The organism is uncultured Ruminococcus sp. (assembly GCF_946415235.1).
GTDB lineage: Bacteria > Bacillota > Clostridia > Oscillospirales > Ruminococcaceae > Ruminococcus.
The window spans coordinates 1-20,567 of record NZ_CAMKRR010000047.1 but is presented as its reverse complement, the minus strand read 5'-3'; the positions used below and the strand labels follow the sequence as shown (position 1 = coordinate 20,567).

The 20,567-nt window shown below is 49.3% G+C and carries 21 protein-coding genes; 20 read left to right on the top strand and 1 reads right to left on the bottom strand.

The window, feature by feature from the left end:
• The 17 genes from atpF to Q0R37_RS09570 form a co-directional block, all read left to right on the top strand.
• Positions 1 to 327 (top strand): F0F1 ATP synthase subunit B (gene atpF / locus Q0R37_RS09650; protein ID WP_294753824.1); only part of this gene is annotated, 327 nt, incomplete at its 5' end.
• Positions 324 to 2,351, top strand: coding sequence for a F0F1 ATP synthase subunit alpha (atpA, locus tag Q0R37_RS09645; RefSeq protein WP_294753822.1), 2,028 nt, complete (start codon positions 324 to 326; stop codon positions 2,349 to 2,351). The genes atpF and atpA, both read left to right, overlap by 4 nt.
• 14 nt (positions 2,352 to 2,365) lie before the next feature.
• Positions 2,366 to 3,274, top strand: a complete 909-nt coding sequence (gene atpG, locus Q0R37_RS09640) for an ATP synthase F1 subunit gamma (RefSeq protein WP_294753821.1) — start codon at positions 2,366 to 2,368, stop codon at positions 3,272 to 3,274.
• 302 nt (positions 3,275 to 3,576) lie between these two features.
• The gene (atpD, locus tag Q0R37_RS09635) at positions 3,577 to 4,971 is read left to right on the top strand and encodes a F0F1 ATP synthase subunit beta (RefSeq protein ID WP_294753820.1); all 1,395 of its coding nucleotides are present in this window, start codon (positions 3,577 to 3,579) and stop codon (positions 4,969 to 4,971) included.
• Between the two features lie 15 nt (positions 4,972 to 4,986).
• A complete protein-coding gene (locus tag Q0R37_RS09630; protein WP_294753818.1) occupies positions 4,987 to 5,397 on the top strand; it encodes a F0F1 ATP synthase subunit epsilon in 411 nt (136 codons plus the stop codon).
• 276 nt (positions 5,398 to 5,673) lie between these two features.
• Positions 5,674 to 7,107, top strand: a complete 1,434-nt coding sequence (gene secD / locus Q0R37_RS09625; RefSeq protein ID WP_294753816.1) for a protein translocase subunit SecD — start codon at positions 5,674 to 5,676, stop codon at positions 7,105 to 7,107.
• Positions 7,104 to 8,069 carry a protein translocase subunit SecF gene (secF, locus tag Q0R37_RS09620; RefSeq protein ID WP_294753814.1) on the top strand — a complete coding sequence of 322 codons (966 nt, stop codon included), beginning with the start codon at positions 7,104 to 7,106 and terminating at the stop codon, positions 8,067 to 8,069. Before secD ends, secF begins: the two co-directional genes overlap by 4 nt.
• A 282-nt stretch (positions 8,070 to 8,351) precedes the next feature.
• Positions 8,352 to 9,446 carry an FHA domain-containing protein gene (locus tag Q0R37_RS09615; protein ID WP_294753812.1) on the top strand — a complete coding sequence of 365 codons (1,095 nt, stop codon included), beginning with the start codon at positions 8,352 to 8,354 and terminating at the stop codon, positions 9,444 to 9,446.
• A gap of 6 nt (positions 9,447 to 9,452) precedes the next feature.
• Entirely contained in the window at positions 9,453 to 10,220 is a 768-nt protein-coding gene (locus Q0R37_RS09610; protein ID WP_294753810.1) for a PP2C family serine/threonine-protein phosphatase, read from the top strand.
• Positions 10,221 to 10,263: 43 nt separating this feature from the next.
• Positions 10,264 to 10,500 carry a hypothetical protein gene (locus Q0R37_RS09605; protein ID WP_294753808.1) on the top strand — a complete coding sequence of 79 codons (237 nt, stop codon included), beginning with the start codon at positions 10,264 to 10,266 and terminating at the stop codon, positions 10,498 to 10,500.
• 10 nt (positions 10,501 to 10,510) lie between these two features.
• On the top strand, positions 10,511 to 11,191 hold the full coding sequence (locus Q0R37_RS09600; RefSeq protein ID WP_294753806.1) for a hypothetical protein: 681 nt from the start codon (positions 10,511 to 10,513) through the stop codon (positions 11,189 to 11,191).
• Between the two features lie 143 nt (positions 11,192 to 11,334).
• On the top strand, positions 11,335 to 12,774 hold the full coding sequence (gene purB, locus Q0R37_RS09595; RefSeq protein ID WP_294753804.1) for an adenylosuccinate lyase: 1,440 nt from the start codon (positions 11,335 to 11,337) through the stop codon (positions 12,772 to 12,774).
• Positions 12,775 to 12,887: 113 nt separating this feature from the next.
• Positions 12,888 to 13,697 carry a hypothetical protein gene (locus tag Q0R37_RS09590; RefSeq protein ID WP_294753802.1) on the top strand — a complete coding sequence of 270 codons (810 nt, stop codon included), beginning with the start codon at positions 12,888 to 12,890 and terminating at the stop codon, positions 13,695 to 13,697.
• Positions 13,694 to 14,197 carry a ribosome maturation factor RimM gene (gene rimM / locus Q0R37_RS09585; protein ID WP_294753800.1) on the top strand — a complete coding sequence of 168 codons (504 nt, stop codon included), beginning with the start codon at positions 13,694 to 13,696 and terminating at the stop codon, positions 14,195 to 14,197. Before Q0R37_RS09590 ends, rimM begins: the two co-directional genes overlap by 4 nt.
• A gap of 270 nt (positions 14,198 to 14,467) precedes the next feature.
• A complete protein-coding gene (locus Q0R37_RS09580) occupies positions 14,468 to 15,193 on the top strand; it encodes a hypothetical protein (protein ID WP_294753799.1) in 726 nt (241 codons plus the stop codon).
• 84 nt (positions 15,194 to 15,277) lie between these two features.
• Complete coding sequence (trmD, locus tag Q0R37_RS09575; protein ID WP_294753797.1) at positions 15,278 to 15,976, top strand: tRNA (guanosine(37)-N1)-methyltransferase TrmD; 699 nt, start codon at positions 15,278 to 15,280, stop codon at positions 15,974 to 15,976.
• 369 nt (positions 15,977 to 16,345) lie between these two features.
• Entirely contained in the window at positions 16,346 to 16,618 is a 273-nt protein-coding gene (locus Q0R37_RS09570; RefSeq protein ID WP_019679940.1) for an HPr family phosphocarrier protein, read from the top strand.
• Between the two features lie 57 nt (positions 16,619 to 16,675).
• On the opposite strand, the gene spoIVB is transcribed toward Q0R37_RS09570, so the two are convergent.
• Complete coding sequence (gene spoIVB / locus Q0R37_RS09565; protein ID WP_294753795.1) at positions 16,676 to 17,899, bottom strand: SpoIVB peptidase; 1,224 nt, start codon at positions 17,897 to 17,899, stop codon at positions 16,676 to 16,678.
• Between the two features lie 108 nt (positions 17,900 to 18,007).
• On the opposite strand from spoIVB, the gene Q0R37_RS09560 reads away from it, so the two are divergent.
• From Q0R37_RS09560 to Q0R37_RS09550, 3 genes are all read left to right on the top strand, one after another.
• Positions 18,008 to 18,547, top strand: coding sequence for a hypothetical protein (locus Q0R37_RS09560; RefSeq protein WP_294753792.1), 540 nt, complete (start codon positions 18,008 to 18,010; stop codon positions 18,545 to 18,547).
• A gap of 178 nt (positions 18,548 to 18,725) precedes the next feature.
• Complete coding sequence (locus tag Q0R37_RS09555; RefSeq protein WP_294753791.1) at positions 18,726 to 19,712, top strand: biotin--[acetyl-CoA-carboxylase] ligase; 987 nt, start codon at positions 18,726 to 18,728, stop codon at positions 19,710 to 19,712.
• Positions 19,713 to 19,880: 168 nt separating this feature from the next.
• A complete protein-coding gene (locus Q0R37_RS09550; protein WP_294753789.1) occupies positions 19,881 to 20,555 on the top strand; it encodes a TIGR00266 family protein in 675 nt (224 codons plus the stop codon).
• Positions 20,556 to 20,567: the final 12 nt, after the last annotated feature.

Genomic DNA, 20,567 nt, shown 5'->3' with positions numbered 1-20,567 from the left:
GAGGCTGAGGAGCTCCGTCAGCAGTATGAGGACTCTATCAGCGAGGCTAAGGAAAAGGCAAATCAGATAATAATGAAGGCACATGAGGACGCCGAGTCCGAGCGCTCCGCAATTATCAGGAAGTCTCAGGAGGAGGCAGAAAAGATAGTTGCCGACGCAGACAGGACCATAGAGAACGAGAGAAAGCGCGTTCTCCGTCAGGCACAGTCCGAGATAGCAGACCTTGCCATAGAAGCTGCTTCAAAGATCATCGGAGAAAATGTAGACGACGAAAAGAACCGCCGTCTCGTTGATAAGTTCCTTTCCGAAGAGGAGGCTAAGAAATGAGAGACTCAGACAGAGAGCTGCTGAAAGAGCTTGTCCGTCTTGATGTTTCTCAGACAGACTGCTCCGAAACAAGAAAGGTGCTTGAGACCTGCCCCGACCTTGCGGATACACTTTCAAATCCTCTTGTCACCCACGACGAGAAGAGAGCTGTTATAAGCAGGCTTTTCCCCGAATCCATGCAGAAGTTCCTTATGAACACGGTCCGCAGCGGCGCCGTTGAGCGCATAGGGGAGATACTTGACGAATACGAGGATATACTCATTGACAAGCAGGGCAGCATAAAGGCTGTAGTACGCTATGTTACGCCTCTTACCGAGGCTCAGCAGGCTGACCTCAGACAGTTTATCATGGATAAATTCGTCAAGGAGGACGTTGATATAGAGTATAAGCACGATCCCGACATCATAGGCGGCTTCATACTCAACGCAGGCGACCTTGAATACGACAAGAGCTACCGTACAAGCCTCCGCCTTATGAAGGACACTCTCCAGAACAAGGCTGCGGAATACGTGGGCGCTCCGTCGTCTGCAAAGAGCAGGAACAGTGATATCATCTCCGTGCTCAAAACAGAGGTCCGCGACTTCGACGTAAAGTCGGGAGCTACCGAAACAGGCTTCATTACGCGTCTCGGCGACGGCATCGCAAGAGTATACGGCATGAATTCCGTAATGTACGGCGAGCTCGTTGAATTCGAGACGGGCATAAGAGGCATAGTACAGAACCTTGAGGAAAAGTCCGTCGGAGTAGTTCTTCTCGGCGACGACCACGGACTCACAGAGGGCTCTTCCGTTATCAGAACGGGCAAAAGAGCGGGTATCGGCGTGAGCGACGAGCTCCTCGGAAGAGTCGTTGACGCTCTCGGATCGCCTATAGACGGTCTCGGACAGATAAAGCCCGACGATTACTTCCCCATAGAGCGTGAAGCTCCGGGCGTTATCGAGCGTAAGCCCGTAAGCGTGCCGCTCCAGACAGGTATACTCGCCATAGACTCAATGTTCCCCATCGGCAGAGGTCAGCGTGAGCTCATAATCGGCGACCGCCAGACAGGAAAGACCTCCATTGCCGTTGATACTATCATAAATCAGAAGGGACAGGACGTTATCTGTATCTATGTTGCCATAGGTCAGAAGTCCTCCACCGTTGCACAGATAGTGAATACCCTTAAAAAGTACGGCGCTATGGATTACTCGGTAGTTGTATGCGCTTCCGCCAGTGATCCCTCGCCTTTCCAGTATATCGCGCCATATTCGGGCACGGCTATTGCGGAGTACTTCATGTCCAAGGGCAAGGACGTACTCATAATATACGACGACCTTTCAAAACACGCCGTTGCATACAGAGCCATGTCCCTGCTGCTCCACCGTCCTCCCGGACGTGAGGCATACCCCGGCGACGTATTCTACCTTCATTCGAGACTTCTCGAACGCTCCAGCCGTCTTGACGACGAGCACGGCGGCGGTTCGCTGACGGCTCTGCCTATCATAGAGACTCTCGCGGGCGATATCTCCGCATATATCCCGACAAACGTAATATCCATCACTGACGGTCAGATATTCCTTGAGAGCGAGCTTTTCAACTCGGGTCTCCGTCCTGCGGTGAACTACGGACTTTCCGTATCCCGTGTAGGCGGCGCTGCTCAGACAAAGGCTATGAAGAAGGCTTCGGGTAATCTCCGTATCGACCTTGCACAGTTCAAGGAAATGGAGATATTCACACAGTTCTCCTCGGAGCTCGACCAGTCAACCACAGAGCTCCTCGAACACGGACATATGCTCACAGAGCTGCTGAAGCAGCCGCTGTACAATCCGCTCCCCCACTATGAGCAGGTAATACTTCTCTATGCCGCACAGCACGGCTTCTTCAAGGGCATCCCCCTCAAGGAGCTGAGAGAATACCGCACAGACCTCATGAACTATATCAGAAGCTACGGTCAGGACATAATCTCCGAGATAGAGGAGAATAAGGTCCTCACAGACGACCTTGCAGAGCGTATCGAAAGAATACTCACGGCTTTTGAAGAGTAAGGCGGTGGAATGCTATGCCAAATATGAGAGAGATCCGCGAAAGGATCGGAAGTATCCAGCAGATACTGAAAATAACCAACGCTATGTACCTCATGTCGTCCTCAAAGCTCAAAAAGGCAAGGACTTCACTGGAGTGTACAGAGCCCTACTTCTACAAGCTCCAGTCCACTATCGAAAGCGTTCTGGAGCATACTCCCCATACCCGTCAGCTCTATTTCGACAGACGTGCGGATATCCCCGAGGATAAGCGTAAAAAGGGATATATCGTAATTACGGGCGATAAGGGACTGTGCGGAAGCTACAATCATAACATACTTAAATATACCGATCAGAAGCTTGACGAGGCAGCCGACCTTGACAACTGCTACCTCTTTGTCATGGGACAGGTGGGAAGAATGTACTACCAGCGCCGTATCAACAGCGGCAAAAAAGCGTCTGTTGACGGCGAGTTCCTCTATACCACACAAAATCCCACTCTGTACAGAGCGCGTGAGATAGCCGAGCTCGTCCTTGAAAAGTTTGAAAAGCACGAGCTTGACGAGGTATACCTCATCTACACGGACATGATAAACTCGAACCTTCAGGAGCCGAGAACTCTCAGGCTGCTGCCCTTTGAGAGAAAGCATTTCGGAAAGGCTGCGGACGGTACTCTAAAAAAGCTGCCGAAGGCTTCATTCATGCCCTCACCCGAGGAGGTAATGAACTATCTCATACCTCAGTACGCAAAGGGCATCATCTACGGAGCTATGGTGGAGGCATTCTGCTGCGAGCAGCAGTCCCGCATGACCGCTATGGACGCAGCTACCACAAGTGCAAAGGACATGATAAAGGACCTTTCGCTCCGCTACAACCGTGCAAGACAGGCAGCTATCACTCAGGAGATAACGGAGGTATGCGGCGGCGCTGCTTCTATCAGTGAATAATATGTAGGGGCGCACATTGTGTGCCCGCGAATAAAACACAAAATACGGGCCGCCCAAGGCAGCCCTGCAGAATAAGGGCTAACGCTCGTTTGCATAACTGTAGGGGCGGATATCATCCGCCCGCAAATAACATAAAAACCACGGACTCCAATGGTCGTCCCTACAAGCCAAGAGCTTACAGCTAACGGCTGCGGGCTCGGGTGCAAGTTGTACGGTACAATATTATGTAAGTTTCGGGAGGGCGAGGACGCCCTCCCCTACAGAAAAAATATACCCGCAATTCTCTTAAAAAGGAGAAAAAAATGGAAAAAGGCAGAATAACACAGGTCATCGGACCTGTCATAGATGTCGAGTTCGGCAGCGGAAAGCTCCCTATGATAAGGGACGCCCTCACTGTTGAGGTCGACGGCAGAAAGCGCGTTATGGAGGTCGCCCAGCATATGGGCAACCACATAGTACGCTGCATAATGCTGGCGTCCAGCGAGGGACTCAGCAAGAATATGGAGGTCACTTCCACAGGCTCATGCATAAAAGTGCCTGTAGGCGAGCAGACTCTCGGACGTATGTTCAATGTTCTCGGCGAGCCTATCGACAAAAAGGGCGACGTTGAGACCGAGGAGAAATGGGAGATACACAGAAAAGCTCCTACCTTTCAGGATCAGAGCCCCGTTGTCGAGGTACTGGAAACCGGCATAAAGGTCATCGACCTTATAGCTCCCTACGCCAAGGGCGGTAAAATTGGACTTTTCGGCGGCGCAGGCGTCGGCAAGACCGTTCTTATACAGGAGCTCATACGCAATATCGCCACCGAGCACGGCGGCTACTCTATATTCACAGGCGTCGGCGAGCGTTCCCGTGAAGGAAACGACCTATGGAACGAAATGCAGGAATCGGGAGTTATCTCCAAGACCGCTCTTGTTTTCGGTCAGATGAACGAGCCCCCGGGATCGCGTATGAGAGTTGCCCAGACAGGTCTTACCATGGCTGAGTACTTCCGTGACCGCGAGCACAAGGACGTTCTCCTCTTCATCGACAATATATTCCGTTACGTACAGGCAGGCTCGGAGGTATCGGCTCTTCTCGGACGTATGCCCTCCGCCGTCGGATATCAGCCAACTCTTGCTACGGAAGTCGGCGAGCTGCAGGAGCGCATCACATCTACGAAAAACGGCTCCATCACATCGGTACAGGCTGTATACGTCCCTGCGGACGACCTTACAGACCCTGCGCCTGCGGTAACCTTCGCGCACCTTGATGCCACCACTGTTCTTTCGCGTAAGATAGTCGAGCAGGGCATCTATCCCGCAGTTGACCCGCTGGAGTCCAATTCCCGTATACTCGAGCCCGAGATAGTAGGCGAGGAGCACTACAAGGTGGCAAGACAGACTCAGGAGCTCCTTCAGAAGTACAAGGAATTGCAGGATATCATCGCCATACTCGGTATGGAAGAGCTCAGCGACGAGGATAAGCTTGCGGTATACCGCGCAAGAAAGATACAGAAGTTCCTCTCCCAGCCCTTCAATGTTGCGGAGAACTTCACAGGCCTCAAGGGCAAGTACGTGCCGCTCAAGGACACTATCGAGGGTTTCAGCGCCATCATAGACGGCGACATGGACAAGTACCCCGAGGCTGCATTCCTCATGGCGGGAACTATCGACGACGTTCTCATGAAAGCCCGTCAGATGGACGAGGAATAAAGGAGGCGGCTGACTATGGCTAAGACCTTTCACCTCGAAATAATCGCTACAGACCGCGTATTTTTCAGCGGCGAGGTCGAGCACCTCGTTATTACCGCCATAGACGGACTTCTCGGAATAATGGCAGGACATGAGCCTCTCGTAACCTCGCTCCCCACAGGAGAGCTGAAATATCTTGTTGACGGCGTGTGGAAATATGCCGCCATATCCGAGGGCTTCATACAGGTCATGCCCGATTCTTCCATAATTCTCGCGGACACCTGCGAGCTTCCCGAGGAAATAGACATCAAACGCGCTCAGGAAGCAAGGGAACGCGCCGAGGAACGTCTCAGGCAGAAGCAGAGCATCAAGGAGTACTATGAGACTCAGGCTGCTCTCAACAGAGCCATGAACCGACTGAAAATATCGCAGAAGCATTTCAAATAATCACACAAGGCGTTTTGCCGAAAGGCAGAACGCCTTTTCTTATTTCAGGTGCAAGCCCTGTATATTATCTTAGTCATTTGTTCATAATTCCGAAATTTTCTGTTCTTAATTGTGCATATTTTTGAAATGGGATATTTTTCCGTTCAGATACTTGACTTTTTTGCAAAAATATAGTACAATTAATGTAATTGTCAAAGAGACAGGAATAAAGGGCTCATGCCTGTTCCGCGGACCTGCTGAACGGCTGAAAGAGCTCGGTTTTTAGGAGGCATGACTGTGAAAAAGACAGGCAAAAAAACTTTCTTCATTGTCGTTGCTTTTATCGCTGTATTCGCTGTTACAGCCGTAATGGGTATAGATAAGCTCTTCGGCGACAACAGAACTACTTATGTCAAGGGCGTTGACGATATCCGTCTTGGTATAGATATCAAGGGCGGCGTTGACGTTACTTTCGGTCCCGCAGGCGACTTCGACGCTGACAGCGATCAGCTCGCTTCTGCTACCGAAGTAATCAAGACAAGACTTGCTTCACTCGGTATCACCGATAACGAAGTTTACAGTGATGAAAAAAGCGACAGAATTATCGTCCGCTTCCCATGGAAAGTCGGCGAGACAAACTTCGACCCCGAGGCTGCCGTAAAGGAGCTCGGTGAAATGGCTGAACTGACATTCCGCAAGGGCACAGATACGACCACCGACGAGGACGGAAACGCGATCCCGTCAGGCGAGCTGGTCCTCAACGGCGACGATATCGAATCCGCACAGATGGGTTATCTTCCCACCGACGACGGTCAGAGCGCTGAGTACGTTGTAAGTCTCAAGCTCAAGACAAGCGGTGAGAACGGTGAGCAGTCAGGCTCGGAAAAATTCGCTGCCGCTACAGCAGAGCTTGCAGGCTCGGATACACCTATATCCATATGGATGGACAATACACTGATATCCGCTCCGAAAGTAAATGAGGCTATCTCAAACGGTCAGGCTCAGATCTCGGGAAGCTTTACAGCTGAGACTGCAACAAAGCTTGCAAATCAGATCAATTCGGGTGCTCTCCCCTTCAAAATGGAGACAAAGAGCTTCAGGACCATCTCACCTACAATGGGTGAAGGCTCACTGAGCGCTATCCTTCTTGCAGCTCTTATCGCATTCTGCTTTATCGCTGTATATATGATAGTCCTCTACAGACTCCCCGGTTTTGTAGCTGTTATCGCACTCTGCGGTCAGGTCGCAGGTTCACTCGCAGCTATCACAGGCTGGTTCGGATTTATGAACGGCTCTACGCTCACTATTCCCGGTATCGCAGGTATCATACTTGCAGTCGGCATGGGCGTTGACGCAAACATCATCACAGGCGAGCGTATCAAGGAAGAGCTCAGAACAGGCAAGTCGCTTGACGCTGCTATAAAGATCGCCTACAAGAAGGCTTTCTCTGCTATCCTTGACGGTAACATCACAAATGTTATCATCGCAGTTATCCTCATGGGTGCTTTCGGTGTTCCCGACAGCTTCTTCTCGAAGATCCTCAACAAGACTATCTTCTTCGCATTTGGCGCTACTGCTGAGGGCGTTGTTTACTCCTTCGGATTTACCCTGCTCGCAGGCGTTATCTGCAACTTCATCTTCGGAGTATTTGCTTCAAGACTTATGGTAACATCACTCTCCAAGTTCAAGTGCTTCAAAAACAGAAAGCTTTACGGAGGTGACGAAAAATGAGTAAGAACAACACTCAGACAGAAAAAGTAAGCACTCCCGCAAAGGTTTATAACTTCTGTTCCAAGAAAAAGCTCATCCTCGGCGTCATCATCGCAGTACTCGTAGTATTCATCGCAGGCGCGATAATCAGAGGAATACACCTTGCGATAGAGTTCAAGGGCGGTACGCTCATAACCTACACCTATCAGGGTGAGATAAATACAAACGACGTTGCTTCCACCGTTAAGGACATCGTTGGTTCAACTGTCACGGTAAGAACAGGTGAGAGCCTTGACTCAGGCGGAAAACAGGTAACTATCTCATTTACCTCCGATCAGGGACTTACAGCCGACAGACAGACAGAGCTCACAACAGCTCTCAGGGAAAAGTTCACAGACAACGATCTCGTTATCTACGACTCAAACGACGTTAACCCTGCATCGGGACGTGAATTCCTGCTCAAATGCTTTATCGCGGTACTCTTCGCAGCATTCATCGTTATCATCTATATCGCAATAAGATTCAGGAATATAGGCGGCTGGTCGGCAGGTATATGCTCTATTTTCGCTCTCTGCCTCGATATATTCGTAGCTTTCACGACAACTATAGTATGCGGCTTCAGCATCGACTCAAACATCGTTGCCGTTATACTTACGATACTCGGCTACTCAATCAACAATACCATCGTTATCTACGACAGAATAAGAGAAAACCGCAAGCTTATGCCAAAGGCTTCACTCAACGAGCTCATCAACGTAAGCTGCACACAGTCTCTCACAAGATCTATCAGAACATCAGTCACAACTATCGGCACTATGCTTATCATAACAATAGTTGTTCTCGCAACAGGCTACAAGTCGCTTCTCAGCTTCTCTGTACCGCTTATGATGGGTCTTATCTCGGGTACGTTCTCCTCACTCTTCGTTGCACCTGTTACATGGTCATGGTGGAAGAACAAGTCCGCAGCAAAGAAGAAAAAGTAATCTCAAAAGGACCGTCCTTCGGGACGGTCTTTTTTTGTGCATAAGGAAGGAAACATAAATGTCCTTCTATAAGGGGGCTGAAATTCTATGAAATTAAACGCAAAACCGTTTAATAAGAAAAAAATAATTTTCATCTTTGTATAGCTGCACAAAAAACGCACTTTATTATTGTGCAGGTTGAGTAAGAGCGGCACAGTTCGCTTGCTCTTGATATTTTTAAATTATTATGTTATAATTAGTGTATCCTCAATAACCGCAATAATAGCCGAAAGGAGTGGTAACGTGGCAAAGCTCAAATTCACGGAAAAAAACGGCGAGGTATGCATAGTATGCAGATTTACAGGGAGCGAAATGCTCAATGAAGCCGAATATCAGTATTTTATCGACAACCGTATAAAGGGCTGGCTCGTTCCCTCTGTACAGTCGGATGACAAGCTGGTTTTTACGGGCGCTAAGGGGCTGCCCCTTATCAATGTACTGAAAAACGGCATCGACAAGACGCAGTATTTCCGCATAGTCCTCAATCTGCTTAATATACTCGATATAGCCGAAAAATGCGGCTTCAATATGCAGAATATAGTCCTCGATCCCAATTATATCACCGCCGATCAGCGTACAAAGGAGCTTCATCTGTTCTATCTGCCCCTGTGGTACAACGAAAGCACCAACGACGGCATTATCAACTGCCTGCGTAAGATATCCTCTTTCGCAAATTACAGCTCACAGTACGATTACGACCGCATCGACGACTTCATGAGCTTCGTCATAAGCAAGCCCGCCTTCAGCATATACGATACAAAGGAGCGTATCCGCACGGAAGCTCCCGAGCTTTTCGCTCTGCCCGACCGCAGCGAGTTCAGCAGACCCGCTTCACAGCAGGCTCAGCAGGTACGCAAGCCCAAGGTGCTGCCGCCTGTTCAGTGCAAGGGCGATACTCACCCATTCGTGATCCCAAAGACGGCAAAGACCGCAGCCCCGCTGTTCAGCAGACCCGAGCCGAAGTCCATACCTCCGCTTGCAGCAGAAAAGAAGCAGATACTCCCCGAGCTCGTAAAAAAGGAGATACCGCGCAGTACCCCGAAATATCCCACTCTTACGCGCCGCTCCACGGGAGTGACCGTCAATATCGACAGACCAGTCTTCAGGATAGGCAAGGAGCGCGACCGCGTTGACTTCTGCATAACCGAAAACCGCACAGTCAGCCGCCATCACGCTACTATCTACTGCCGCGACGGTTCGTGCTTCATAGAGGACAACAATTCCACAAACAAAACATATATAAATAATACTCCCCTCCTGCCCGAAAGGGAGATAAAGCTCAAGGACGGCGACGTTATAAGGCTGTCCGACGAGGAATTTGATTTCACAGACAGGTAAGATACTATGAAATATATTGCAGCCTGCGATACCGACGCAGGTATATCGAAATACAACAATCAGGACAGCGTTTGCGTCAAGACTGCCGATACAGGCAGCGGAAGAGCCGCTCTTGTAATGGTCTGCGACGGCATGGGCGGCCTCTCACGGGGCGAGCTCGCCAGCGCTGAGGTAGTCCGCAGCTTTTCGGAATGGTTCGACAGGGAGCTTCCCTTCGAGCTCCCCGACTGGGACTGGGAAACTGCCGCAAGAAACGTCATAAGCCGCCTGAGAAGGCTCAACGCCATGATGGTGGACTACGGTATGCGGGAGCATCTGCAGCTCGGCACTACCGCTACAGGTATAATAGCCGTGGACTCTAAGTTCATGACCTTCCATGTGGGCGATACCCGTATATATAAGATATCCGACAAGCTCAGCCAGCTCACGGACGACCATACTTTTGTCAACCGCGAGGTAAAGAACGGCAGGATGACTCCCGAGGAGGCCAAAACAGACCCCCGCAGGAACGCTCTTGTGCAGTGCGTGGGCGTTACCGCCGATATCTTCCCCGAGGTGAAGCTGGGCGACCTCGAAAACGGAGCAAACTATATGATATGCTCGGACGGCTTCCGCCATGTTCTCACGGAAAAGGAGCTCTTCGAGGAGCTTTCGCCGCAGACTGTATCATCAAAAAAGGATATGCAGAAAAAGCTGCGGCAGCTCATCGACACAGTCAAGACACGAGAGGAAAACGACAATATAACCGCCGCCATGTTCCGCGCGGAGTTCTGATACAACTTTTTTCGCAGTAAAGCTTTTTCAAAGGAGACCACTTATGACAACAGGTGAGATTCTTGTCATCGCAGCCGCTGCTGCGGTGTTTATAGTAATAAATATAATAATGTGGAGCATTATCATACGCAAAGAGCGCAAAGCCGCTGCAAAAGAGACAGCTGCCGCTCCCAAGGATGACAGCATAGCTCTTCCCGACACCGTTCCCGCCTCCGCAGCCGAAATGGGCTTCAGGCTGCTTGAAAACACCGTAATTATCCACACAGACGACCGAATATGAGGGAGAAGATATGGAAAACAACGAAATACGCCGAAATCAGGAGCTGAAAGCAAAGGAATTCGCACACAACCTCACGCTCCTCAACAAATGCAAAAAAACCTACTTCCGTATTATCATAGCCTATATGTTTTCGCTGATATTCTTTCCGCTCCTGTCGCTTTTCCTTATGCTGGGAAGCGTTTTTGCGGACGATACCATATTCCTGACCTTTGAGAGCATCATCGTCTACTCGCTGGCGATATACTGTGCATGGCAGGGGGCATACCGTAAGCGCGACCTGTTCGTGCTGTTCACGGGAGGACTGGCTGTATTCAATCAGATCATCCTTTCCATTTTCAAGAAATATGCCAACGGAGAATACCTTAAATACTTCAAGTTCGACTCCATAGGCTATACATCGCGGATACATCTGCTGCTTCTTGCGATAATACTCCTGATAGCGGCAATAAATATGAAGACCAACCATACCTTCCATGAGCTTGAAACGGCAGACGGCTATCCATACTTCAACGAAAGGTTCTTTGAACAGGATATGGACAGCAGACAGCGAGCTATCAAAGACCCTTACCAGCAAAAGTTTGACGAGCTTAAGCAGACAGCCGCAGATCAGATGACAGATCTCACCCTGAAAAGCGAAAAGCTGGACGACCATGTTGACAATTACAGGAACGACTACATGGATGATGTGTAAATTATACAGAAATCAGGCAGAATTTCATCAAAACTAAGGCGGCACTAAGCCGCCTTTTTTATTGACATGAAGGGCGTATGATGTTATAATTAATTTGATGTACTGTCGAAGTACGACAATTGATATAAAAGGAGTAGATCAAAATGAGCAGTAATATCAACAGCTATGAAAGCCCATTCTGTACACGTTATGCAAGTGAGGAAATGCAGTACATTTTCTCTGCGGATAAAAAATTCACCACATGGAGAAAGCTCTGGGTAGCTCTCGCAAGAGCAGAAATGAAGCTGGGTCTCCCCGTAACAGAGGCACAGGTAAAGCAGCTCGAGGAGCATATCAACGATGTGGACTACGAAATGGCGGCTGAGCGCGAAAAAATAACACGCCACGATGTTATGGCTCATGTTTTCACATACGGTCAGGCTTGTCCCGACGCAGCAGGTATCATACACCTCGGTGCGACCTCATGCTATGTGGGCGACAATACCGACGTTATCATCATGCGCGACGCCCTTAAGGTAGTTCGCAGAAAGCTCCTCAATGTAATGAGCAATCTTGCGAAATTCGCAAACGAGTACAAATCTCTCCCCTGTCTGGCTTACACACACCTCCAGCCCGCACAGCTCACAACTGTGGGCAAGAGAGCAACTCTCTGGCTCAATGAGCTCCTCATGGACTTTCAGGACTTGGAGTACAGAATGTCAACTCTCAAGCTCCTCGGCTCGAAGGGCACAACAGGCACTCAGGCTTCATTCATGGAGCTTTTCGAGGGCGATACGGACAAGATCAAGAAGCTGGAGCAGATGATCGCAGAGGAAATGGGCTTTGACGCTGTAGTTCCCGTATCGGGACAGACCTACTCACGCAAGGTGGACTCGAAAGTGCTTGAGCTCCTCAGCGATATAGCGCAGTCCGCAAGCAAATTCTCCAACGATATGCGTATACTCCAGTCCTTCAAGGAAATGGAAGAGCCGAGAGAAAAGAAGCAGATAGGCTCGTCCGCAATGGCTTACAAGCGCAACCCCATGCGCTGCGAGAGAATTACCTCTCTTGCGCGCTATGTAATTATAGACAGCCTCAATCCTGCATTCACAGCAGGCACACAGTGGTTCGAGAGGACTCTCGACGACTCAGCAAACAAGCGTATCAGTGTGGCAGAGGCATTCCTCGGCGTTGACGCTATCCTCAATATAATGCTCAATGTTACCAACGGCATAGTTGTTTACCCCGAAATGATACGCCGCAGAGTTATGGCTGAGCTCCCCTTCATGGCAAGCGAGAACATCATGATGGACGCCGTAAAGAAGGGCGGAAACCGTCAGGAGCTCCACGACCGCATCATGGATTACTCCATGGAGGCAGGCGAAAACGTAAAGGTAAAGGGTCTCGACAACAACCTCTGCGAGCTCATCGAAGCCGATCCTATGTTCATGGTAACAAAGGAGGAGCTTGACGCAGTTCTCAAGCCCGAGAACTACACGGGCAGAAGCTCACAGCAGGTGGACGAGTTCCTTGCAGAGTGCATCAATCCTATCCTCGAAGCTAACAAGGACATTCTCGGCGAAAGCTTTGAAATGAAGAATTAGTAGGGAACGCCGCCCTCGGCGTTCCGCAAAGAACATAATTTTATCAGCGGAACATTCTATGTTCGGGCGAACTCTGTTCGCCCCTACACTGATCACCAGCCACAGGAGATAAAATGAAAAAAGCTATCATTGCAGGCGGAGCCGTCGGAGCTCTGCTTATATCGGCACTTGTCATATTCATATTCTTCCCGGGGATCACTACTTATATAGATGTAAAGATAAACGATCCGCATATCAATGAAACTGCGGAGGAGTACAAAAAGACTGACGTCCCCGAAAGCTTCAGGACCTTTTCCGCAAGGGGTATAAAGCTGAAAATGCCCGAGGGCTCGGAAAAAAGCAGAACGGGCTCATCTGTGAGCAAGGACGACGAGATAACCGTTTTGATAATGGAAAACGACTCTTATCAGAACGCCCTCAACCAGCAGAGACTTGCCGAGGATCCCGACCTTGACATAGAAATAAGCACCGACCAATGGGAAAGCTTCCTCTATGACGAGGAGACCTACCGCCATTTCTTCAAGTCCATGGAAGCTGAATATCCAACGGAATACGACGCAAAAAGCGATATACTGTGGTTCATAAAGGACGGATTTACCGCAAAGGACTGCCTTAAGCTCCGCGGCAGGGACAAAAAGGTGTTCAAGGAGTTCGCGGACGTAAAGGAAGAGTCTGTCGCCTATGAGGACGTATACAGGATAAAGGGCGACGGATTTTTCGGGTATGTCTGCCGCATGAAAAAGAGCATAAGCACCAAATCAATGGACTACGAAGAAAGAGACAGCCAATTCCAGTGGACATATACCATTTTCCCCGACGACAGCACCACAAAGTACTATTTCGTAATGATATCGGGAGAAAACGACGATATAAAGCCGCAGGTCATAAGCTCCATCGAACTTGACAATAAGGAGATACGATGAAAAAGGAATTTCTCGAAGCAGGCAAGATAGTCACCACCCACGGCATACGCGGCGAAGTGAAGATAATGCCCTATACCGACAGCCCCGAGCTTCTTGCGGAGTTCGACAGGCTTTTCATGGGCAAGGAGCACAGGGAAGTAAACATAGAACGCTCCCGCGTGTTCAAGAATACTGTCATCGCCAAGATAGAGGGAGTTGATACTCCCGAGGAGGCGGAAAAGCTCCGCAGCAAGGTGCTTTATATGCACCGCGACGACTTAGAGCTCGACGAGGACACCTACTTTATACAGGACCTCATAGGTCTTGAAGTCCGCGACGCAGATAACTCAGAGGTCTACGGCAAAATAGCCGACGTTATGCAGACAGGAGCAAACGATGTTTACGTCATAAAGGGAAATGACAGAGAATACCTTGTTCCCGCTATCGCAGATGTCATTGTTTCCACAGACGTGGACGGCGGAGTAATGACGATACGCCCTCTTGACGGACTTTTCGACTGATATAAAAGTTTAGATACCCTTTTGGGCGGTCGGAAGCTGTTGGGCGTTTGCGTAATTGCCCCGAACTACAAACACAAATTCTGTCAAGACCGCCGTTTACGGCGCTTGTTACAGTCTTGACTGAATTTGCGTTTGTGGTATAATAAACAATTGCGAACGCCTTATGCTCAATAAACCGCCAATATATTCACATACCCATATAAAAAAGAGATATAAATAAAAAGAACAAAAGAAAAAAGGTTTTACACAGCTAAAAAGGAGGCAACCACCATGAAAAAATTCTTAGGCATACTGTTTCTGCTCATCATCGCCGCTTTCGGAGCCTGCGCGTACTTCTTCCCGGGGCTTCCCTATTACTACAAGACAAAGCACGAGTTCAGGGAAACCGGCAGCATATGGTATGAGCTCCCCGACAAGCTCCCCGAGCTCTCCTCTGACAGCTACGACCTCTATTCCGCCCTCGGTCTGCGTATAACCGCATGGAAGGGCATGGAACCCGTTCATACCGAGGAAAAGGACGCTGTGATGTGGGGCAGCAAGGATACGAACCTTTTTGTTTCAGTGTGTCAGGACACTCTCGGCGAGAACTATGATTTCCTCGATATGACAGGCATTGACCCCGAGGACCTCGAAAACTACTGCAAGAAAGCGCAGAGATCAACTCCGCAGAACAAGGGAGAATTCGTCCGTCTTGCGGCAATGCTCACACTGGACGATATCGACCTGCACAGCAGCAGGAACGCCAAGACCTTCTATAAGATAATGAACTGCAAAAACGACCTGATATCGGAGGATGCGAGCTCTGTGAAGTTCTACCCCGCAGAGGGCGTGGGCTTCCTCGGATTTATACAGACCAACGACACTCCCGACGGGCAGTACGCATTTATCAACATATATCCCGAAAGGGACAAGAAACACCGCTATATCCTCTCCATGAGCGTTACGGACTGGGACGAGGTCATAGCGATCGCACAAAGCATACAGCTTACAGAATAAAAAAGACGAGACCGTCTGACCGACACGGATTACAGGTATGTATCACCGCGGTCAGGTGGTCTTGAATTGTAAAAGGAGAAAAATATGCATATTGAGATAGCGACGCTGTTTCCCGAAATGTGCGAGGCTGTACTGGGAGAGAGCATAGTCGGCAGAGCCCGGAAAGCAGGCAAGATAAGCCTTCACTGCCGTCAGATAAGGGAATACACTCAGGACAAGCACAGAAGAGTTGACGATACGCCATACGGCGGCGGAATGGGCATGGTCATGCAGTGCGAGCCCATATACAACTGCTACAAGGCAGTATGTGAGGAGCTGGGTGCAAAGCCCCATACCATATATATGTCCCCGAAGGGCAGGCTCTTCGACCAGAAACGCGCCATAGAGCTGTCAAAGCTGGACAATATACTTATAATATGCGGCCACTATGAGGGCGTTGACCAGCGCGTTATCGACAAAATAGTTGACGAGGAGCTCTCCATAGGCGATTATGTACTCACAGGGGGCGAGATACCCGCAATGGTCGTTGCGGACGCAGTTTCGCGTATGTGCGACGGGGTACTCTCCGACGAGGTGTGCTTCACAGACGAGAGCATATACAGCGGGCTCCTTGAATATCCCCAGTATACGCGGCCTGAGGTATGGGAGGGCGAAGCTGTTCCGCCTGTGCTCCTCACGGGTCATCACAAGAATATCGAGACATGGAGACACGAGCAGAGCCTGAAGATCACCGAGGAACGCCGTCCCGATCTTTTAGCTAAATACAAATTAAATGATGACTGAGCGTTTTTTGCGATTTTTGTTTTAAATTTGACAAATATTGCTGTTCCACATTTAAACTGGGCGTATATACAAAAAAACATTTTCCCTTTAGAAGATATTAACATAAACTTGCGTTGAATAATATGCATTTTCAACAATGAAAATCAACATTTTTTTGTAGTTATAATATACAAGCAAGCTGATAAAAATTCATTCACATTTAATCTAAATGTAGAATTTAGAGAAAAGATGAATTATAATCGCAAAAATCCGTTGACGAAGGAAAAAATAGAATGTATAATAAAATCAGCAAGAAAACAATTGCAAACGACAACACAGTCCTGTAAAAAATGAGAGGGGCTGTAACCACAGAGAATAGGAGAGTTGTTTATGTTTGTTAGAGAAGTAATGGTAAAGAATCAGGTTGGACTTCACGCAAGACCCGCTACTTTCTTTATTCAGAAAGCCAACGAGTTCAAGTCATCAATCTGGATCGAGAAGGAAGAGCGCAGAGTTAATGCCAAGAGCTTACTTGGTATACTTTCACTCGGAATCGTTGGCGGCACAAACGTAAAGGTAATCGCTGACGGCGCTGACGAGAAGGCTGCAGTTGACGCACTTATTGAGCTCGTTGACAGTGGTTTCAGCGAAGAAAACAGATAATCAAGACTAATCAATAACTTGGGGCGTTACTATAAGTAACGCCCGCTTTTATTTTGTCTATCCGAGGCTTTCAGCCATATTTTCGGCAAATATCCCGTAGCCACGCGACGGATCAGATACGAGCACATGAGTTACCGCGCCTGCCAGCTTTCCGTCCTGTACTATGGGGCTGCCGCTCATTCCCTGAACTATGCCTCCTGCGGCTTCAAGGAGCCGCTTGTCCGTTATTCGTATGACCATGTTCTTGGAGCTGCCGCGGCTGTAGTCTACCTTTTCTATCTCGGCTGTATACCTTTCGGGAATCGTTCCCGAAACCGTGGAGTATATCTCCGCAGGGCCGACCTTTACGTCCTGACTGTATGCCATTGTGAATTCTATGCAGTCCGCTGAGAGCTCATCAAGGGCTTCTGCCGATAATACGCCGTAAATGCCGCTGTTTTTGTTCCTGTCGAGTAAACCGAAGCTCTCCCCCGGGGAAAAGCTTCCCCGAAGCTCCCCGGGTACTCCCTGAGCTCCGCGGCGCACATCGGTTATCTCAACAGGTACGGCTTCGCCGCTGTGAACAGGGACTATGCCTCCTGTGTCGGAGTCGCATATCGGGTGTCCGAGCCCCACGAAATGTCCTGTTTTACGGTCAAAAAACGTCATAGTGCCAATGCCTGCGATACTGTCGCGTACCCACATCCCGCCTTTCCATTCAGAGCTTCTCCGCGAGAGAACAGGCTGGAGCTCCGCAGAAAAGACCTTTCCGTCACGTTCCACGTAAAGCTCTATTTTCCTGCCCTCAGAGGCGGATATCATCTGCTGGAGGCTGTCATTGGAAGTAAGTGCAGTGCCGTCCGCAAGACGTATGACGTCACCGACGCGGATACCTGCTTTTTCCGCAGGACAGCTGTATTTCCCGCTCTTATCCTCTACATCTCCGAGACCCGTGACCATAACTCCCTCCATCAGGAGCTTTATGCCGAAGGGCCTGCCGCCCACTGCGAAAACGGGTGCTTCCGCGCGGCGGACTTCCACATTTTTAACGGGTATAATGCCGAAAAGAGAAAGCGTTACCTGTTCGGTGCCGCCGCAGGTCCCCGAAACAGGGACCGCACTGTCGTATGAGGTCATGCAGCAGAGCTCGGGAAAAGCGGCTAATTCAAGGCTTTTTCCCGTTTCCACCGTCACCTCCGACGGCAGCTGCGACGAATAATAACCTGCCGTTCCGAATAATACGGCAAATCCGACAGATAATAAGGCTGCGGCTGATTTTATTATTTTTCTTTTCAACAACATTTTGATTTTTTCCTTTCATGTTCCCGAGGGAACATATTTATTATGCTTCGGCTGAGTGATATTATAAATGTGAAATGCACACAGCCGAAAAATACTTATGGAGTTAATATGAGCCGTAAAAAAATGAAATATCTTCCAAAAAAGTACACCATTCCGATGACTGCCGCAAAGGCGGCAATGCTTCTGCTGAGTATCGTCTTTTCGGGTGCGATGACCGCTCTCAGCGGCGCAGGGCTTATATACAACCGCGCAAGCTACGGGAAAAGTCTCGCAGCTGCGGGCTTATTTCTCATAATATCCGCGGCTCTCATGGTACTCGGAGCTGTTCTGTGCCTTTTCAGGAAGAATTTACCGAATATCCTGTCGCTTTTCCTTTCGTTTGCGGGATTTTTCCTGTGCATGGCAATGCTGAAGCGCCTTACAGGTCATGCCGACGCAAGCGGCTGGACGGACAAATACACTTTAGCCCCTGTGAGCGGAATGTACGTCCGCAGGATACTTCCCTGTGTGATACCCGTGCTCATGTCGGGAGCTGTAGCGGCTTTGCAGCTCTGCTCATATGAGCTGAAAGTGCAGCGCAGAGCAAGAAAAGCTGCAAAGCAGGAAAAAAAGAACGCTCCTGCACCTTCCATAATCGACGGCGAGTGATATTCTCAGAAAGCCGCCGCAAAAAATATTATACATCTGAAAGGACGGGAAAACCGTCCTTTTTTGCGTATCAGCAAAATTTTTCACCCGAAAATAAGATTTTTTATACTTTTTATCTTGAAATTTTTATCTTTTTGTGGTACAATATTATCAATATTACCGAAAGGAACACTTCGCCATGAATGTTAAATCCGAATTACTCGCCAATCTTGCCAATGCAGGCGGCGACTACATATCGGGTGCTGCTCTCGCAGATAAACTCGGTGTGAGCCGCAATGCTGTGTGGAAAGCCGTTAAGGCTCTTGAAGCTGAAGGCTTTTCCATAAGCTCAATAACCTCAAAGGGTTATAAGCTCAACGAAGACAACAACAGACTTTCGGAAGATCTTATCTCTCCGCTGCTTACCACAAAGGAAATGGGAAGAAATATCATGGTACTTGAGGAAGTCGATTCCACAAATAACGTAGTTCGCGAGCTTGAAACGGAAAAAGCTCCCCACGGCACTACCGTTATTGCCGACAGACAGACCGCAGGAAAAGGCCGTATAGGCAGGAGCTTTGTATCTCCGCAGGGCGCGGGGCTTTACATGAGCGTCCTCGTGCGTCCTCATTTCGACCTTGAATTCGCTCCCATGATAACCGCTGCCGCAGCCTGTGCTGCCGCAGAAGCTGTCGAGTCGCTGTGCGGCAGCAAGGTAAATATAAAATGGGTCAACGACCTCTATATGAACGGCAAGAAGATATGCGGCATACTCACCGAGGCATCTCTCGGTCTGGAGCTGCGCGAGCTTGACTGCGCCACTATCGGCATAGGCATAAATGTACGCAGTATAGGCAAGAGCTTCGACAGCGAGCTCAAAAAGAAAGCCACTTCCATAGAGGACGAAACAGGCATCAGGATAAACCGCAACAGGCTCTGCGCCGAGGTTCTGAACCGCCTTGAGCCCTATCTGGGAAAGATCACGGACAGGAGCTTCCTTAAGGCGTACAGAGAGCGCGAAATGCTCACGGGACACAGGATAACCGCTATGATTGGCAATGAGCAGCTTGAAGGAGAGGCTCTCGGTATAGACGAGAACGCGAACCTTATCATAAGGCTTCCCTACGGCGAGATAAAGTATCTCAGCTCGGGTGAGGCAAACCTTTGCAGGATAGCAGATCAATGACAGAATGCGGTATTTCCGCATAAAATAAATGGGTATATGACCTTTTGGGCGGTCGGAAGCCGTTGGGCGTTTGTGGTATAATAAGCAATTGCGAACGCCTTATGCCAATAAACCGCCAAAATCTTTACATACCCAAATAATAATATTATTTCAGGGAGGTATTTCGATATGAGATATACTATAATCGGTCAGACAGTTCCCGCTGTTGAGTGTGAGCTCAACGCAGGAGAGTCAATGTTCACACAGTCAGGCGGAATGATCTGGCAGTCACAGGGATTTACCATGACAACAAACGCAAGAGGCGGCGTCGGCAGAAGCCTCGGACGCCTTTTCACGGGCGAATCAATATTCATGGCTAACTACAGGGCTGATGTTGCAGGAGCTAAAATAGCCTTTGGCGCTACAGTTCCCGGCTCTATCGTTCCGGTAAATATAGCCAACGGCGGTCTTATCTGTCAGAAGGGTGCTTTCCTCTGCGCCGAGCAGACAGTAGACCTCAAGGCAGTTTTCACAAAGAAGATACTCTCGGGTCTCTTCGGCGGTGAGGGCTTCATTCTTCAGCAGCTCTTCGGAAACGGTATGGCTTTCCTCGAAGTTGACGGAGATATGGTGGAGCGCTATCTCAACCCCGGTGAAGTACTCAAGGTAGACACAGGCAATGTTGTTGCCTTCGAGCCTACGGTACAGTACGAAATAGAGACCGTAAAGGGCCTCGGAAACATATTCTTCGGCGGTGAAGGACTCTTCCTCACAAAGCTTACAGGTCCCGGCAAGGTCATACTCCAGACACAGAACTTCAACGACTTTGCAGGCAGGATACTTGATCTCGGTGCAAAGAAATAAACAATGAAAAAC